10 protein-coding genes are annotated in these 19,597 nt (G+C 37.0%); 4 read left to right on the top strand and 6 right to left on the bottom strand.

The features are described 5' to 3' along the window. The first annotated feature begins 315 nt into the window (after window positions 1–315). The gene (locus A3GQ_RS28195; protein ID WP_281170809.1) at window positions 316–444 is read left to right on the top strand and encodes a hypothetical protein; all 129 of its coding nucleotides are present in this window, start codon (window positions 316–318) and stop codon (window positions 442–444) included. A 267-nt stretch (window positions 445–711) separates the two neighbouring features. Here A3GQ_RS28195 and A3GQ_RS0105665 read toward each other — a convergent pair whose 3' ends face one another. The 5 genes from A3GQ_RS0105665 to A3GQ_RS26710 form a co-directional block, all read right to left on the bottom strand. Then, the gene (locus A3GQ_RS0105665) at window positions 712–1,248 is read right to left on the bottom strand and encodes a DUF4309 domain-containing protein (RefSeq protein WP_028776225.1); all 537 of its coding nucleotides are present in this window, start codon (window positions 1,246–1,248) and stop codon (window positions 712–714) included. Between the two features lie 964 nt (window positions 1,249–2,212). Next, entirely contained in the window at window positions 2,213–2,992 is a 780-nt protein-coding gene (locus A3GQ_RS0105655) for a GDSL-type esterase/lipase family protein (RefSeq protein WP_051271240.1), read from the bottom strand. A gap of 953 nt (window positions 2,993–3,945) precedes the next feature. Further along, window positions 3,946–4,152 (bottom strand): hypothetical protein, encoded by a 207-nt coding sequence (locus A3GQ_RS0105645; RefSeq protein ID WP_028776223.1) that lies wholly within the window; start codon window positions 4,150–4,152, stop codon window positions 3,946–3,948. Between the two features lie 292 nt (window positions 4,153–4,444). Further along, on the bottom strand, window positions 4,445–5,971 hold the full coding sequence (locus A3GQ_RS0105635; RefSeq protein WP_028776221.1) for a YifB family Mg chelatase-like AAA ATPase: 1,527 nt from the start codon (window positions 5,969–5,971) through the stop codon (window positions 4,445–4,447). A 197-nt stretch (window positions 5,972–6,168) separates the two neighbouring features. Then, window positions 6,169–6,309, bottom strand: coding sequence for a hypothetical protein (locus A3GQ_RS26710; protein ID WP_156877563.1), 141 nt, complete (start codon window positions 6,307–6,309; stop codon window positions 6,169–6,171). 738 nt (window positions 6,310–7,047) lie between these two features. Between A3GQ_RS26710 and A3GQ_RS26705 the strand changes: the two genes are divergently transcribed. The 3 genes from A3GQ_RS26705 to A3GQ_RS26700 all read left to right on the top strand — a co-directional run bounded on the left by A3GQ_RS26705 (window position 7,048) and on the right by A3GQ_RS26700 (window position 8,641). Then, complete coding sequence (locus tag A3GQ_RS26705; RefSeq protein WP_156877562.1) at window positions 7,048–7,224, top strand: hypothetical protein; 177 nt, start codon at window positions 7,048–7,050, stop codon at window positions 7,222–7,224. A 249-nt stretch (window positions 7,225–7,473) separates the two neighbouring features. Continuing rightward, window positions 7,474–8,379: an NAD(P)/FAD-dependent oxidoreductase gene (locus tag A3GQ_RS0105620; RefSeq protein WP_028776220.1), complete on the top strand. Its 906-nt coding sequence runs from the start codon at window positions 7,474–7,476 to the stop codon at window positions 8,377–8,379. Between the two features lie 118 nt (window positions 8,380–8,497). Next, window positions 8,498–8,641, top strand: coding sequence for a hypothetical protein (locus A3GQ_RS26700; RefSeq protein ID WP_156877561.1), 144 nt, complete (start codon window positions 8,498–8,500; stop codon window positions 8,639–8,641). 350 nt (window positions 8,642–8,991) lie between these two features. On the opposite strand, the gene A3GQ_RS0105615 is transcribed toward A3GQ_RS26700, so the two are convergent. Further along, entirely contained in the window at window positions 8,992–18,975 is a 9,984-nt protein-coding gene (locus tag A3GQ_RS0105615) for a non-ribosomal peptide synthetase (RefSeq protein ID WP_028776219.1), read from the bottom strand. Window positions 18,976–19,597 lie beyond the last annotated feature (622 nt).

Raw genomic sequence — 19,597 nt, 5'->3', positions numbered from 1 at the left:
TCAAGAAGAGAATGTTGCAGAAACTCTATTGGTAGTTTAATACTAAGCCATATAATAGATGATACTGGTGCCATAAAAAAGAGTCATTGTCGTTCAAGTCAATGACTCTTTTTTTCGACTTGTCCTTTTTAAAATCTATTAACACGATGCCATATATAACTGAGAACTTTGAGCTGCTTTTTGACATATGATCCATAGGTGATTGCTGATAAAGTAAAGGTTTCGGATAATAAAGGACACAATCAAATTGAACGGAACAAAAGATCATAATTAGTGTAAAATCAAATGGAAGGTGGTTTCGACTAAGGAGTAGAGATGGGAATCGACATTCAAACCATTGATGATCCAGAGTCAAGTGGAGTAGACATGATTGTTGTCTATTCCGATGACAAGAATAACAAACTAACAGATATTGAGGTAATCGAAGTGGATTTGGATGCGTAATATTCTATTCATCCTCGAAACAACATGACATGCTGATTATTTAGAAATCAGCATGTCACCCTCTTGTACGCATAAAAAGCGAGTTTTTCTTGTTGTGCTGATATGTTCAGATACTTCAATTTTTTAATATACATGCTATTTCAATTAAATGAAGACTAGGACAGAGTAATAAATACACGAATGGAGCTTTACTGAATATATAAGAAACACACCCTGTAATCAAGGGTGTGTTTCTTATATAAATGAAAGAGATCATATTTTGAAAAATTAATAAACCGTTACTTCACCAAGGGTGGATGGTTCTGTACCTTCATTATTGTAATAGAAAGCGAATACCAATGTGTTTTTACCAGCTTTGTATGTTAGATAAACGCCATCTTCCCCTTTTACTTCTTTCACGGGTTTACCTAGTGTTTGCTTTACTTCTTTATATGTAATGTCCCAATAACTTTTATCTCCTGAATAAATTTTGACTACTTTCCCTTTTTCTGCAATGAAACCAATACCTTTTTTGTCATAGTAAAGATGATTTGCATCTGAACCACTATCTGGTTTTCCCCATTTTTTTACAATATCATTTGTCTTGGATTGGAGACCAAATTTTTCACTATTGACGGTTTTTCCTTGTGATGCAAGGTTTCTAATCTTTTTGATCGTTGCTTGATTCGATTGTTGTTGCACAGGTGAAACGATTTTTGTATTTGGAGCAGCATGTGTTGTATGGATTGTAGTAATTGCGGTACCTGTTATTAGTAAACCAGTTGCTAAACTAAATGCGATTGCTGATTTTTTCCAATTTTTCACTTTTATCATCCTTTTTCTTGAAGATATTCTTATTGTAAAAAACAGAGATGTCAAAAAGTTAAGGAAATTAATCTAAATTGTATCTAAATCATGATAAAATTAAGTTTTTTCCAGTTATTGAAAGAAATAGTAAAAAATTCACTTTTGGATAAAGTGAATGTACTCATAATCAAGATATGTGATGAAGGACTTTTATCTATGACATGTTTACTATGAACACTCAATATGGGTTATCCACTCTATAATGGAGTGTCTTCTTGTCCAAAAATGGATCAGCTTATTATCACTAAAAGACAGTCTTTATAACGAGTGACCGGCTGGGTTTATCCAAAGATAATCCAGCCGGTCTGTGTGCTCTGATAGTTATCAGATATGAGGATTCGTCGAGGGAGTGTACTCGCCGTGGCGCCGAGCGGTCGCTTCCTCTCGGGCTCGTGCGTCAGCTACAGCCTTTTTGGACTCAGGGGTCGGCGTAGCCTCTTCCTCGTCATCCGGTTCGGACCAAAATGCCATCTTTTTACCCTTCAAATGGTTGGGTATGAGCAAACTATTCTATATTAACATAAATTAATTTTTCGCATCAATTGGACAGTGGATTTTTTGTTTTAAATTTGACCTAGAATTTGGGTGTATTCCTCGTCTATTTTTCTTATTAGCGAAAGTGCTATCATCGTGTATGTATTTGTATCTTCTGGAGGAATTAGGGAGACTTCCGATCTGCGGATCGAGTATCTAAGGAAAATCCGATTCACGAATGATCTTTGACTCTAATGGTTAGAACCTCTCACTTCTTAGCGTTAGCGCAAGTGGGAGAGGTTCATTTGCCTAAATACAAGTATAGGAATTAACAAAAAAAGACAATAAGTAGTTGTCTTTTTTTGTTTGTCAACCAGTATCCTATGAGATGTTCCATTTTTATCTTGTTTAAGGTTTTTCTTTCCCTTATTTATTAAGGATGTTCCTGCTAATTAGCTTTGACTTTCGGTTTTTTATGAAGAATCTGTTCCCCTAATTTAGCTAATACTTGCTGTCCTTCCATAGTTGGATGAACATCATTTTGAGCTAAACGAACGAAAATATACTGCTTTTCGTGAAATGCTGAGTGTGCATCTGCCACTTTTAAATGGAATGTAGACGCATTGTTGTCAATGATCATATTTAGTGGATGAATGATGGTTTCAGAAAATGGATGCAAGTAAATGGATGCAGAAGGAAATGGATTGTAGAGATTATACAACACAATCTTTGCTGAAGGAGCAAGTTGTTTTATTGTATGGATAATGATAGGCAGGTTTTCAGAATACTTTTGCGTTGCCTGATCGAAACTTTTTTGTTGCTCTGGGGTTAATCGAATAGGTTTTTGTGCATTTTCTGGATTTAATAACCCAAATTGACTAGCTAGTCTTAAAATATCATTACTACCGATGTCCAATGTAATAACTTTTGCTTTTTTTACTGCTGTTTGAAATTTTGGGGTCTTTAAAGCTTGTAGCAAATCATTTGATGTCCAACCAGGAACTCCTAAGTTTTCAACGTTCTTATTTAAATGAGCTCCTATCAAATAGGGAAATGCATAGGGAGAGGGAGAATTATTATTTTCGCCTAAATTGTATCCAAATGTAATGGAATCACCTAATGCTACAAGAGAGGAGTGTTTTTTTGCTGATGAGGCAAAAGATGAACTAGGGAAGACGAAGGCGCATATCAGTGTTAGGGTGAATAGAAAAGTGAAGATTTTTTTCATGGAGCCAGCCCCTTGATGATTATATTTTATGCAACTGTGTCCATCATAATACAATCAATTCGATAATGGTATGGTTACAATGCCATTACTATATGCTTTTAGATAAATAAAAATAGAATTATACAATCTGACAAACTAGTGCGCAAATCTGGTATATCGAGGTGCCGGATAGCGAAAGAGACTCATCAAATGTGGATGTTTTTATTGTTTGAAAAATTTAACCCAGATGAAATAGATGAATGGTGGGATGACGATGATACAACGGTTTGTCTTTATTGTTGATTCTGTTATTGGTGAGTGTTCTGGATTTTCCATCACAAACTCAACAGCTGGCTGAGATCAAAGTTAAGTTAAAATTGCTTATGTGTCATCACCCACCAAGCTGAAAGCTGTCCGCCGCTACCACATGATCGAAGGATACTTGAACATTACGTGGGTTCACAGCGTCGATTGTAGAGAGATACATTTTCATACACAGTACGATTGTGGGAGACCCAAGGCAATATAGTGAATTCGAGTCATTTGATCAATTCATATGTTTATTTGATTAAAACCCCCAATGCCACCACGAAAAATCGATTCACTCGAGAGTAGGGGAAAGAGGCTGACTTTTTTTGCTTTAAGCTTACTGATTAAATCGTTCTTCTTCCCATTCGTCTCTTTTTCGTTCTCCTGTCACTTGATTATAAATATAATCATCGTCTCTAAATCCAAGAAGAATCGGGAATTTAAATTGATATTTCTTGATTTAACTCGTGATAGGAGATTGGAGAACCATGTAGCATAAAGTTGTTTTTCTACAAAAAATACTGATCCACTTCGTCGTTTTAACAGATTTTTCGGAAGTCGAAATATAGATCAAATCCGCCAGTTGCTATACAATCGTGAATAGGTTCACGATCTTCATAATATAATGGTGTTTCATCTGTAACTTTTTCATGAGGTAAAGCCTGCTATCTCGAACCTAAAGCAAATGTTTCTGCATCTAATAAAATGAGCTGAGTATTTTCCATGTATATAAAATTGAAAATTTTTTTCAGTTCATCCATTTTACGATACCAATTTGAATTTTTTATTGTTTCTAGAGCAGTTTCGTTAACCTTATTTTTGAGAGAAGAGTTATTTTCCATTGTATCTGCTAATTCAAGATGGAGTATCAAGAATTGATCCTCTTTTTTAACTTGCCAATATTTTGAATCAAGATTAGTATCTGCATCTATTCATTTCTCATGATTAGGAAATCCATTTTTATCAATAGGAATTTTGTATTTTTGATTCCAGGTTAACACTTCTCTTTTATTTCATGATTTTGGAGTTTTTTTCGGTTTCCATTATGCATGATGACATAATGTGCACCGTTTTCCTTTATAATTTTTCTAATATTTAGGTGAAGTGTAGGTTCTACCCCATTTAGAAACAACCGCAAAAATGATAATTTAAATAAAGCTTCATCTATTCCCAAAACTTCCGATCCAACGTTCGATATTGAATCGCTTCTGCAATATGAGCTACTTCAATCTCCTTTGTCCCTGCTAAATCTGCTATTGTACGAGCTACTTTTAATATTCGATCATGGGCTCGTGCGCTCAATCCTAATGAATCAAAGGAAAGCCGAAGCAGTTCCTGCGATTGGGAGTCTAGTTCACAGTACTCCTTTATTTCCGATGGGGTCATGGTACTGTTGCAGAGGGTAGTGGATTTGGAAAAGCGTTCGTTTTGAATTTGCCTTGCTTGATTCACACGATCACGAACAGTAGCAGAGGATTCATTGGTTGCTCTGCTAGATAATGTTCCAAAGTCTACTTTTGGTACTTCCACATGCAAGTCAATACGATCAAGTAACGGACCGGAGATTTTGGCTCGATATCGTTGAACTTGTTGAGCATTGCAAGTGCAAGGTCGGTCTTGATCATATCCAAAGTATCCGCAGGGACATGGATTCATCGAACCAACAAGTACAAATTCCGCAGGAAAGGTGAGCACCGCACGAGCTCGACCCAAGGTGACTTCGCGATCTTCCAGTGGTTGGCGTAACACTTCCAATGCAGACTTGGAAAATTCAGGTAGCTCGTCTAGGAATAACACCCCTCGATGAGACAAACTAATTTCTCCCGGTTTTGGTATTGCTCCGCCACCAACTAAGCCTGCTTGAGAGATTGTATGATGGGGAGAGCGAAATGGACGTTCCGAAATCAAGCGACCTCTATCTTGGATAAGTCCTGCAATGCTACAAATCTTGGTTACTTCTAATGATTCTTGTATATCCATATTAGGAAGAATGGACGAGATCCTTTTTGCTAGCATGGTCTTACCAGATCCGGGAGGTCCAATTAATAATAAGTTGTGTGATCCGGCTGCCGCTACTTCCATCGCTCTTTTTACATGGGTTTGACCTTGGACGTCTGCTAAATCTAGCAAAGGCATAGAGGGAAATTCTCGTTCTTCGACTGGTAACGGTTTAGGTTTCCACTCTCCTTTGAAATAGAGCAAGACTTCTTGCAACGTTTCAACCGGAATAATTTGCATGCCACTCACTAATTCAGCTTCTGCGGCATTTTTCAATGGTAGTAATACTTTTGTTAGTCCTTTTGCTTTTGCTTCCATCACCATCGGTAAAACACCTGATAAAGGGCGAAGCGTACCATCTAAAGCAAGCTCGCCTACGATAAGGTATTGGTTAAATTGAGATACTTCTGCTTGTCCACTAGCAATCATTACCCCAAGAGCTATTGCTAGATCGAAGATAGAACCTTCTTTCTTGATATCTGCTGGTGCTAGATTGGTAGTAATGCGCTGGAGGGGAAAGTTAGCTTGGCTATTACGAATCGCAACTCTTACTCGTTCTTTTGCTTCCCTGACAGCAGAATCTGGAAGGCCAACGATATCAAACATTGGCAGACCATTGCTGATATCCACTTCTACTTCCACTAAAAAACCATCTACGCCAAGGACACTAGCACTCATTAGTTTTGCATACATCATCCTCACACTCCGAACATATTTTCTATATTTCATTTTTCCACACATGTGCTCGTAATTCCTCTTGAAGTTTTTTGTTTTGATTAAAAAAATGGAAAAAAAGAATTCATAATAGAACCCCTCTACGTGCGAGGGGTTTGTTAGAAAATATGGAATGATTTCATCCGAGTGCCCGCTGATTCATTCCAAATGGAAGATCAGCAGGCACGATTTACAGGAAGTGGCTCATAAACGACGATGGAAGCCGTCACAGCATATAGAGCACTATCCACGGTAATCACATGCGAATGTCCACAAGATCCAAAGAGGTTACAGATGAAAGCGATGATGTTTCGCATTACTCCTCCCTATAAGTGACAGGAATTACCGTCACTTTTACTTTAGCAAAGATTATGTACAATGATCACTTCTATTAATAAAATAAGTGTTTATTATGGGCTTGATTGGAAGGGGATAAAATTTGTTATGATGTGGATGGCAGACTGATTTATACCTCGAAAAGTAAAATCAGTCTGCCATTGTTCTCGCTGATAAACTAGTTAGATATCAGCGAAGGTTCCCCCAAGCAATCCCGCTATCCTTGATGTCGTTTGGAGTTTGAGTGTATGAGGTTGGGTCTGTTGGAGTAGACGTTGGCTGCTCTTCCGGGTTTTCTGTTGCCATTTCAGTTCCTTTATCTGTGTTGATGAATTAGCGGAATTGCTAATTCATAGAAATGGTATACAATATTCCGATTATTGTTTGTAGTGTAAGGCTAACTAATGAATGTAATAATAAAAAAATTTGATTCCGTAAACATTCGTTTCTTTTTTTCGTTGGTTTGTGCAGTTGAGAATGAATCTTGTCTAATAGATGGAAAAAAACAAATCACTTGTTTCGATAACAAACTTCCTTTTGTTCGGCTTTCTAGCAGTTTCTGTTGAGACCTAATAAACCTATCTTCTGATTCATAAAATACCGTTTCATATCTCTAGTCTTATTTTAGAATGTTCCCTTATTAGAAAAGAGGCAAATATAGAAAGGACAGGGTAGATAGATGTTTGTTGGATAGTGGAATAAATTATTAGGTGAAGAACTTGGGTATTATCAGATACAATCATGCTAAAATAAGAGGAATAGATGCAGGTGGAACCTTCGGAGGGGAATATGGGAATCTTTCTTCTTCTCGTACTCGTTGTCGTCCTTATCGTAGGGGTGGGCATGAGCAAGACCTAAGAAGTAGAGTCACCTCTGTTAACCAAAGTGACTGGTAAGAGCATCTAGATGGACATTTTACCAGTCACGCCATTTTTAAACAGAAAAGTCTTTAAAAGTTTTTTCGGAGTGAAGAAGTCGTTCATCATATAATAAACTGGTTTGTTTAACAAACTAAGTCCTCGATTTTACCCCTCTAGCAGTATATTTTTTGACTATTCCATACGTCTAAGCGAAGTATAAGAAAAGAAATTTGGAGCCAAAATGGGAGAGTGATAGTAGCATAAAGCCAAGGAGAAAGGGAATAAATCATGATTTTTGATTGTGCAATTATCGGTGCTGGACCCGCAGGTTTAAATGCAGCGCTTGTTCTAGGACGTGCACGAAGAAACATTATCGTCTTTGATAATGGGACAAATCGAAATCGAGTAACACAAGAATCGCATGGTTTTCTGACTAGAGATGGAATAAAACCACAAGATTTCAAACAGATCGCACATAGAGAATTGGCCAAATATCCTTCTGTCCAATTGGTGAAGGATACTGTGGTACAAGTGGTAAAACAAGTGGATCATGATCAGTATGCAATTGTTACTAGTAACAATAAGTACCTTACAGAGAAAATCATTTTAGCCACAGGTGTTCAAGAGATTCACCCAACTATTCCTGCTCTAGAGCAATATTATGGTATTAGTATTCATAGTTGTCCGTACTGTGATGGTTGGGAAAGAAGAGATCAAGCGTTAATAGTATTAGCCGAAAAAGAAAAAGGCGCCCTTCATATGGCTAAATTGGTATATAACTGGTCTACAGATTTGATAGTGGCTACCAATGGTTATCCTATGTGTCCTTCCATGCATAAGGAACTAGCGAATCGAAACATTTTGGTTGAGACAGACCCTATAAAAAAACTGCATGGAGAAAATGGCCATCTACAAAAAGTTGAATTTGTTTCTGGTTTGATTATTGATCGGACAGGGGGATTTATTGTATCTGAGTTTTATCGATCGAATCCTTTCTTGGAACAGCTAGGTTGTCAACTAAAAGAAAACGGTCAGGTAGAAATGGATGCATTGGGCCGTACCTCACAGAAAAACATATACGCAGCAGGTGAGTATTCGCAACTTAGTCCATCAGCACTAATTTTAGCTGCTGCGGATGGCAGCAATGCTGCATTTGCGGTAAATGCGGATATAACACATGAGCGATTTTGATTGGAGAGAAAAAAAGTAGGCTGTCGGTTTTGCGATAGCTTTTTTTATGTGTATCATGCTGAAATATTTCGTATGGTGTAAGATGAATAAGTAGGTTGATCTCCCAAGGAGTGCATAGATGAAGGAAATCTGTGGCTATCTCAGCATTGTCTTCTTTTCCGTTGGTGTACTTCAATGTACACTGCAATCTGAGTGGGAGACAGTTCTCGGATGTATGATCACGGGAGTTGCCGCCTTAGTAGTCAGTTTCCGCCGCTCCTAAGCGGGGAACCCTGCTAGCTCCTCTGATTAGAGGAGTACAGTGACAGATTGGTCCCCTGAGAGGTGATCCAGTCTGACACTAGCAAAATGTAAAAGTCATAGAACAAGCAAGATTGTCCTACCTGTTTATGGTATGTACATTCGTTGGTATTGGACTGCTTCGTTGCAATCGATTTGTGATTTTTTTTACCAGAAAATAGAACATGATGCCAAAAAAAGATACAGCTTTATGCAACGATAACGTTTTTCTCTCATAATTTAGGAGCGTTAGTTCAGTTTAATAATGAATATGTCTAAAACGAAAGAATTAACAAAACAGACCACTTGTAACTGAACAAGTGGTCTGTTTTGTTAATGAGGAATAAGGATTTTTTCATCTTTTTCTGTTTTTTCTTTTATCATAGCTGTTAGTACAGTAGATAGGATTTGTGCATTTTTCTGTAAATTTTCACCAACTAACATGCCAGCATGATCCCCGAATCCTTGATTTACTCTATACATGTGAGTATGAGGGGTCCACCAATTATTGGTGTCGTTTGTGTTATTTGCTAAAATTTGATGGATCGTCGCCTTTGTTTCTCCTGTTGTTTGAATTTGATCCAAGTACGACCAATATCCACTTACCATATGAATCAACTCTTTTTGGGTGAAATGGCTAAAGAAAAGAGCGTATGGTTCTTTTGAAGCAAACTTTTTAATCCATTGTTCGACTTGATTGGGATCACCTTTTACATCATCATGTAGGCTGGTAGATGGTCGAGAGTCTAGCATGATGATATCGGAAACAGAATGGCCTTTTTCTTCTAACTTTTTTGCTACCTCATAAGCCAGTACTCCACCGGCTGAGTAACCTAGTAATTGAATAGGGCCATTAGGCTGTATAGATAAGATATGTTGCACATATTTCCCCATGCGATCATCACTTAAAATAAAATCAAATCCGTAGAAACTGTGTGTGTCAAACAATCGAGCTAATCCTTTATAAAGCATTCCCCATCCAAAAATAGGTGGAAAACAGAATATATGGTTTCTTTGTTCTTTATTTAAAAGAGTTACAGGTTTACTGTTAGCTGAGTCTGAATGAATGATTTTTGCTTGTTGTTTAATAGTAGGATTTTGAAAAATGGATCGCAATGGAAATTCAACAGACCAGTTTTCTCGTATTTTACTCATTAATTGGATTGCTTTTAACGAGTGACCTCCTATAGAGAAGAAGTCTTGATCGATTCCTATACTAGAGATTGCTAGAATTTCAGACCATATTGTACAGAGTTCTTGTTCCGTCTTGTTGGTAGGGAGTTGAATGTCTTCTTTGGATATATCCTGTGCTTTTTGAATTTCGTGTAGTGCTATCTTATCCGCTTTACCATTGCGATTAACAGAAATTTTTTCAATTTGCAACTGGAATGCTGGTACCATGTAATTAGGTAGTTTGGATTGTATGAATTCTTTTAGGGCATGTAGATCAAGAGTAGCACTTGCAACAACAAAAGCAATTAAATATGTATCTCCTCGTTCGTCGATTTGGTTGATTACTTTGGCCTGTTTAATGGTAGGAAATTGTTTATAAACAGACTCTATTTCACCTAATTCAACGCGGAAACCACGTATTTTTACTTGTTGATCGACTCTACCCATATACTCGATATTTCCATCAGGTAGCCATCTTGCCAAATCCCCAGTCTTATAAATACGCTCACCTGGAATAAATGGATTAGAAAGAAATTTTTCTTCTGTTAAATCATGCTGGTTACAGTATCCCCTAGCTAAACCATCTCCCCCGATATACAATTCACCAATAGCTCCTATTGGAAGAGGATGAAGTGATTTATTTAGAATATATAGTTGGGTATTTGCAATAGGTTTTCCTATGGGAAGACGAGATACAGATTTTGAATCACTATGTACCCAATTGGTTGAAGCGACCGTAGTTTCTGTTGGACCATATGCATTTACAAATTTTCCTGCCCATTTTTCTGCCAGTTCTTTTGGACTTTGTTCTCCTCCTACGAATATTTTTTGTATGAGAGGTAATTTTTCTTTCTCTAAGTACTGTGCATATACAGGAGGAACGAGTATATATGTTACATGATGTTGATGAACATACTGCTGAAATTTATCGATATCTAGTAAAACCGTTTCAGGTATCAATACGAGTGTCATACCAGATAGCAAAGCATGGAATATTTCTAAAACAGAAGCATCAAAGGATGTACTAGCAAATTGGGCAATTCGATCTTGTGAAGTGTAAGGAAACATCCGTTGATGATGCCAAATGAGATTTGGTATACCAATATGCTCCACCATTACACCTTTTGGATTACCAGTAGTTCCAGAAGTATATATGATATAAGCCAAATCTGTAATATGGGTGCAATTTGATATATTGGATGTGTCAGGGTGATAGTTTTGCTCATCTTGCAGATCAATCCAAATAGGATCATTGATAATAAATGAAAGCTCCTCATCAAGTGATTCTCCTATCACCAACTTTGCACCACAATCTTGTAGCATGTACTGAATTCGATCAATTGGATGTTTAGGATCAATAGGAACATAGGCTCCACCTGCTTTTAAGACTGCTAAAATGCCAACTAGTACAGAGATAGATCGATTGGTTAAAAATGCTACTCGATCGTTGGGACCAATACCTCTTTGCCGTAATGTCCATGCGAGTTGATTGGCACGAGCATTTAATGCTTTATAAGTGATAGATTGCTGATCATAAACGGCTGCGATTTGATAAGGAGTCTTTTTTACTTGGTTTTCAAAAAGAAGATGAATGGGATGTTTTGGATAATCTGCTTTTGTTTGATTCCATTTTTTCAAAATTTGTTTTTTCTCCCTATCAGACAATAAATCCAACTCGCCAATGCATTGATTTGGCTTATCGATCAATTTTTGAAGAATCACCATAAAGTGCTGGATAAGACGTTCAATGGTTTCTCTTTGAAATAGAGAAGTACGATATTGCATGGTTCCCGTTATTTTTGATTGTTGTTCGGACAAAAACAGAGATAGATCAAACTTGGAATAGCTTGTTTTCTCAGGTAGAGCACTCGTTTTTATCCCATCAATTACAAGGGATTCATGTTTATTGAAGTTTTGTACACCAAACATGGTATCGAATAAGGGATTACGTCCAGTTTCTCTTTCTACTTGCAATTTATCGATTAAAGCCTCAAGTGGGTAATCTTGGTTTTCGAAAGCTCGTAAGGACTGTTCTTTTACTTCTTGCAAGAAAGAACCTATTGTTTTTTGGCTTTCTGGACGATTTCGCAATACGATAGTATTTACAAATAGTCCCATGATGTTTTGCAAATCTGGATGTGTTCTACCAGATACAGGAGTACCTACCAATATGTCAGATTGACGAGTGTAGGTGGACAGCAATATATTGAAGGCAGCTAGTCCACACATATATAAAGTAAAACCTGATTTTTTCATCCAGTTTTGTATGTTTTCGACTAGTTTTGTGTCGAGTTCAAAAGAGATGGAGGCACCAGCTAGGTCTTCTTTTTTTGTTCTTGAGAAATCTGTTTGGAGATCCAATGTAGGTAACTTGTCGCTGAGATTTTCTAGCCAATATGCTTCTTGTGTTTCTAATTTTTTTTGATCAAATTGCTGATTCTGCCATACAGCATAATCTTTATACTGAATGGTGGGTTGTGCCAAGTTTTTGCCACGATAATGATCAATCAATTCTTGGAGAAGTAATTCGATCGAAACACCGTCCGATACAATATGATGTATATCGAATAGTAGTAGATGTTTCTGTGGATGAACTTGGATCAGTTTTGCTCGGAATAATGGTCCTGTTTCCAAGGAAAAGGCTTTAGAAAAACTAGTTATTTTGTCTGGGATTTGTGCTTCAAACGCTTGGTCCCTTTCTAGCTTCCAATTCATTTGAGTGTGAATGTACTGCATAGGTTCGCCTTGTATTAGCAAAAAAGTTGTTCGTAAAATTTCATGACGCTCCATTATTTGCAAGAAAGCTTTTTCCAATCGATTTGCATCGATCTTACCTTCTAACCATATCCCGCCAGGGATGTGGTAATGGGTCGATTGTGGATCCAACGCTTGTAGGAAGTACATTCTACGTTGTGAATAGGATAATGGCTGATATATAGCGGTTGGAGCAATTGGAATCGATAGATGATCGGATATCACTTCTTTTTCCAAATGAGTAGCTAGTTCAGCAATCGTGCTGTGATCAAAAATGGTCCGCACTGGTAATGTGATCGAAAAATGTTGTTGAATTTGATTGACCAAGCGTATGGCATTCAGTGAATTTCCACCCAAGTGAAAGAAGTTTTGATTTACTCCAATTCCCTTCATGGAAAATATATTCTCCCATAGTAGAACAAGCTTTTTCTCCATTTCGGTGGTTGCCGATAGCTGATCATTGGGATGAATCAAAGTATCCTCTGGCTTAGGAAGTGCTTTATGGTCGACTTTTCCATTTTTCGTTAAAGGAATGGAATCAAGCAAAATGCTAAAAGCAGGAACCATGTATTTTGGTAAACGAGTATTTAAGTAAGTTTTTATTTCTGTCGTATTAATATTGTCTCCAACTAAATACGAACACAAATAAGATTCGCCCTCGTTATTTTGATAGTTTTGTACCACAACATGATGGATTTGATCATGTTGCAATAAGACAGATTCAATTTCACCGATCTCCACACGATGCCCTCGAATTTTTACTTGTTGGTCTGATCTACCCATATATTCCAAATCTCCATCTTGCAATCTTCGCACCAAATCACCAGTTTTGTACATACGTTTTAAAGGATCATATGGATTTTGGATAAAGCGTGAATCAGTCAATTCTGGTCGATGTAAATATCCACGTGCTACTCCAGATCCACTGACATATAATTCTCCAATTACACCAATTGGTACCGGTTGAAGATGGGCATCCAATACAAACAGTTGTAGGGTAGGGATAGGACGACCAATGACAGAACGATTGGAAGCAATATCGAACGATGTCAGTTTTTTATAGGTAACATGTACAGTTGTCTCGGTAATACCATACATATTTACAAACTGAATTTCTGGATATTTTTTTGTCCATCCACCTAGTTTGGATGGGTTGAGCGCTTCTCCTCCAAAAATAACATATCGAATTGCGAGTTCCATGTTATCTGCTGGTAAGGCGGCATCCGTCAGTGCATAGAATGAACTTGGTGTTTGGTTTACAATCGTTACTTTTTCTTTAGAAAGCAAGGATAAAAAGGCCATAGAATCCCTTGCAACTTCTTGTGGGACAATGATTAACTTGCCGCCAAATAACAATGCTCCATACATCTCCCATACCGAAAAATCGAAGCAATAGGAGTGGAAAAAAGTCCAAATATCAGAAGAAGAAAAATCATACAAAGATTTTTCTGGAAAAAGCAAAGAAACAACATTCCGATGTTCTACCATAACTCCTTTTGGTTTCCCTGTAGAACCAGAGGTGTAAATGATGTATGCGAGATCATCTGGTTTAGACATATTTGGTAAATGTGCTGGGTTATGTGTTTGGACTATCTCTTCTAATATGATTCGATCTTTTTGGTAATACGATGGTACAAATGATCGTTTTGGCACAATCAATAAGTTCGCTTGGCTGTCGTTCAACATGTATTCAATGCGATCTGTAGGATACGTAGGATCGATGGGCAAATATGCTCCTCCAGCTTTTAATACTGCAAGGATACTGACGATCATATCTAACGAACGATCCATAATGATGCCAATGACCGGATTTTTTTCCAAAGGAAAACTTAGAATTTCTCTTGCCAATTGATTTGATTTTCCATCTAATTCTTGGTATGTCATTTCTTCCGAGCCTAAAGCCACAGCAATGTTATTTGGAGTTTCTTTGACTTGTTCCTCAAATAGTTGTGAAAGGGAAACAGCTGGATATGCAGCCTCAGGTTGATTCCATCCATGTAAAAGTTGAGTTTTTTCTACCTGTGTCAAAATATCTAAGCTGCCTACTGTTTGGTTCGGTGATTGAATGATTTGATGAATAATCTGACGAAAATGTTTGGCAAATCGTTCCATGGTAGTTGCTTCGAACAAACTAGTTTGGTAATCAAAATGGCAGACAATATCATTTTCGCTTTCGTTTGCTGTTAACGATAAGTCAAATTTGGAAACAGGTGGTCGGACAGAGAGCAGATCTATCTGTAGTCCATCCATTTGCAGTAAATGTTCTCCAAAATTTTGCATCGTAAATAGAACTTGAAATAATGGGTTTTGACTAAAATCACGATCTAATTTTAGTTTTTCTACTAGCATTTCAAATGGATAGTCTGCATGATCAAACGCGGACATCGATTTATTTTTGACTCGTTGGATAAACCCGAGAAGGGTGTCTTCATCTGTAAGTTCATTACGTATTGCAACTGTGTTAACAAACATTCCTAGCATCGAATGTAAATCAGGATGAGAACGACCTGCTACAGGTGTGCCAATCACGATTGCGGATTGATTGCTGTATTTGTAAAGTAGTAGATTAAAAGCAGCTAATAATAACATATATTTGGTTGAATTCAACTCTATCGTTAGCTGATTTAATCCATCTTGTAATGTTTTACCCAATGAAAATGTAAATCGATTTCCTTCATAAGGTGCCAGTGGAGTAGCAAGATGGTCCTTTGATAAATCTAGAACAGGGATATCGGAATACTCCTTCAACCAGTATTTCTCTTGTTTATCACAATTTGCTGAATCCAACCATTCTCGTTGCCAAGCAGTGTAATCTTTATAATGAATGGAAAGAGGCGCCAATTGTTCATCTTTATAGAAAGCTGATAATTCGTGAAGCATAATATCAATAGATGATCCATCTGAGATCATATGGTGCATATCCACAAGTAAGATATGGTGATTTTCTTCAATATAAACTAATTGGACTCGCAATAGTGGGGATTCCGTCAACGAAAATGGCTGAAGAAATGAGCTCATAATTTCATTTATATCTTTCTTCGTTCCGTTTACATGCTTTATGTTTACCTGTCCAACTCCATTGATTTTTTGTACCAGTTCACCATTCACTTCATGGAAGGAAGTTCGCAGAGATTCGTGCCGTTGGACGAGTTGTTGAAAAGCTTGTTCTAAGCGCTCTACATCTAACGATCCTTTTATTTCCATGCCTCCAGGTATGTTATAGTGAATAGCTTCTGGTTGCATTTGTTGTAAGACAAACATTCTTTTTTGTGCGGGTGAGACAGGATAATATTCCTGATATGCAATGGGTTGCAATTTTTGCTCATCACCTGTTTGCAAACTATCTAAATAGGCTGCTAATCGCTGGATTGTTGCATACTCAAAAATCATGCGATTAGATAGAGGAGTTGAAAATTTTTGTTGCAGTTGCGTTAACAATTGGATTGCATGAAGTGAGTTTCCACCCACATGAAAGAAGGAATCATGGATTCCAATACGATCGATTTTCAACACTTTTTCCCAAAGAGAGACTAGTTCTTTTTCCATAGCAGATTGTGGTGGAGAATACTCACTTCTTCCACGATCTGTATGTGGTTTAGGTAGAGAGGGATAATCTATTTTTCCATTTGTAGTTAATGGGATTTCCTTTATCCCCATCATGGTATCTGGAATCATATAAGATGGTAATCGATCTGCTAAAAAGGATTGTAATTGGCTTTGGGATATGACTTTTTTGTATAGGATATAAGCACATAAGTAGTTTTCGCTGGATTTGTCTGTCCAAGTCTGTATCACGACGTCATTTATTGCTGGATGTAGTCGGAACGTTGCTTCTATTTCTGCGGGTTCTATTCGATATCCACGGATTTTTACTTGCTGATCCATTCGACCCAGATACTCCATGTTTCCATCTGGTAATACTCTTACCAGATCACCTGTACGGTAGATACGTTCATGAGGGAGATAAGGATTAGAAATGAATTTTTCTTCCGTTAATGCAAGTCTTCCTAAATATCCTCTTGCCAAACCTATTCCACCGATACATAGTTCCCCAGCTACGCCAATAGGTTGCAATTGTTGATGCTGATTAAAAATATATACTTTTTTGTTTGCTATTGGTTTTCCGATAGGTACATTACGATACTGAATATTACTATTTGGATGGTACATGCTGGTTACCACAGTAGATTCAGATGGACCATAAGACACAACATATCGATCTTTCCATTTGCTTACTAACTCTCCAGAACTAGCAGAACCACCACAGATCAAATAACGTACATGGGGCACTGCATGGGGGTTTACATGTTTTGCATAGGATGGTGTCAATCCTAAGAAAGTAAGTTGATGATGGTGGACAAATTGCTCCAAAGCACGAAAATCATGTTTAACCTCTTCAGGAATAAGGTATAAGGTTGTCCCGCTAAATAGACTTAAGCAGAGATCTTTGGTAGCACCATCAAATGCAAACTGTAAGAATTGTCCTACTTTATCATTCTGATTAATCTGGAAAAAATTCTGATAATGCATAGTTGCATTTATCAATCCGATGTGTTCTTCCATTACTCCTTTTGGTTTACCTGTAGTACCTGAAGTATAGATAATATAAGCCAAATCTGTATTTTTATTGATGGACAAGGGATTATTCGTACATTCATTTGTGATATCCAACTGATCTACATCTAACCATGGAGTGTCTTGATTTGTGTCATCTTTAAATTTTTGTATGATGGAGCTTTGACTGAGTACAAAAATAGCACGACTGTCTTCTAACATATATTGAATGCGCTGTTTAGGATAGTCAGTACTGATCGGCACATATGCACAACCCGATTTAAGAACGGCAAGAATTGCAATGATGCGTTCAATAGAGGAATCCATACACAGACCAACACGGTCATCTGGTTTTACTCTTTGATTTCGGAGATAATGGGCTAACTGATTTGCACGTTTATTTAGCATTTCATAGGTTAGTTCTACTTGAGGTGTAATAACGGCTGGATGATCAGGTGATGCTTGTGCAATTGTTTCAAAGAGACCATGAATAGTTGCTACAGATGGAAGATCGATCTGAGTATCATTTAATTCATGGATCAGAAAAGCTTCTTCCTTGGTTGAGCAAATAGATAGTTGAGTAAGTGGTTGTTCTGGTGATGTAATCATCGCGGTTAAAAGTACAAGCAATCGATCCATTATTACTTCTATATCTGAGGGGGAAAACAGCTCATTGCGATAATCCATGATAAGTGTTAATTGATCTTTCGAAATCATTTTCTTTAAATGAAAATTGATCGTATGAAAGTCATACCCACTAAAATAGATGTCTGATTGATCAGAGACAACTTCTTGATATTCCACACCCATCGTAAAGATTTGTTTGATACCAGGACTAGTTTTTTCTTTTTTGTCCAATGCATGGTGATAGGGGAACTTTTGATGACGTAGCAATTTCATTTGCTTGCGATTGACGTTACGGATCAAATCTAGCACCGTAGATGTTTCATCAAATTGGATATAGAAAGGTACAGTATTTAAGAACATTCCCAAATCTCCACGTTCACTTTTCTGGCGATTCCCAAAGTAAGTTCCCAAAATCGTCTCATTTGTATTATTCATTCTTGCAAAATAGTAAAAAAGAGCAGACATAAATAAAGTATAAGGACTAATCCCATAGATACTACAAAACTTTTCGATTTTTTGTTTCATATCAGGAGTGAAAACAAATTCTTTCCGACTTGCTTTTAGGCTTTTGGTGTATAAAATGTCAGCTTGATTGATAATATCATCTGGAATAGATGCCAATTCTTCCAGCCAAAACTGTTCGTCTTTTTGATAGCGTATAGTTTGTTGGTATCTTTTATCACGTTCGAGATAGGTATCTATCGTTTTATTTTCGTCTATATCTATTTGTGTTCTCTTTAACAAGTTTTGATAAATGTTTTTTACTTTGTGAACTACCAAATCAAGAGAAATACCGTCTAAGAGAATATGATGGCATTTTACATAAAGATAAAAACGCTCCTTTTGGATAACTGCTGCAAATTCAATTAGGGCTGAATCGAAGAGAGTGAAGGGTATCTGGGTTTGATTTTGAAACCAGTCTTCTACCTCTTCGTTGGAATAATTGCTTAAATCATGAATGGATAGTTCGTAAAGTTCATCATTAGCTATGTATTGAACAGGTTCTTTTCCGGTTTGTGTTGTAAGGCGAGTTCGTAAAATATCATGATGCCTCATATAGATACGAACAGCTTCTTGTAGCTGATACATATTAAAGTAATCCAATTTTGTTCGTCCTGCTATATTGGATACACTCGTATGTGGAAAAAAGACTTCTAGATGCCAAATTCCTTTTTGTGCTTCATTTAATGGGTATATTTTCCTTGTCATATTTTACAATCCTTTCATATGAAGTTCCTCTGAAGAGAATTTCATCCAATTATACTATCAATATCTTTGAAAAACATGAAATTACTGAAATTATTCCATATTAGACTTTAAACGTTCATATTTTCTAAATTTATTTATTTATTGTAATAAAAAACAAAAAATGGAAAATAAAAATAAGTAGGTCTGGATAGTCGATAGAAACGAGGATAAAAAATAATCGTGGAAACATGCCCAGTACTTTGTATATAGGTTATATAGTTAGTCCCGAATTGATCCACCATCCTCTTTTCCTTGTGTTTTACTCTGGAAAGATACAAAAGTAAGAAAGATAAGAAAGGCGCAAAACCGACGGTTCAATGGGTTAAAATTGCACTTTGGGTGAATTCTCAGAGTAACGAGGATGCATACACGGGATGACAATGTAGTAATAGATGCCTGTTTGGATTAGTTGATGATTGTCTCTTATTTCAAGAGAGGCAGATCAGTTTTGACCCAAATCATAGTGAGATCACCAAAAAGCCAAAGCGGGATACTCAAAAATCACCTAGTAAAGAAAGGCTTTTCCCAAATATATGGAAGTACATAAATGCCGTTCCTAGGGCCGTTTCTAAAATCTATCATA

Origin of the sequence: Shimazuella kribbensis DSM 45090 (genome assembly GCF_000428065.1) — a bacterium.
Taxonomy (GTDB): Bacteria; Bacillota; Bacilli; order Thermoactinomycetales; family Thermoactinomycetaceae; genus Shimazuella; species Shimazuella kribbensis.
This window is presented reverse-complemented; position numbering and strand designations above follow the sequence as displayed.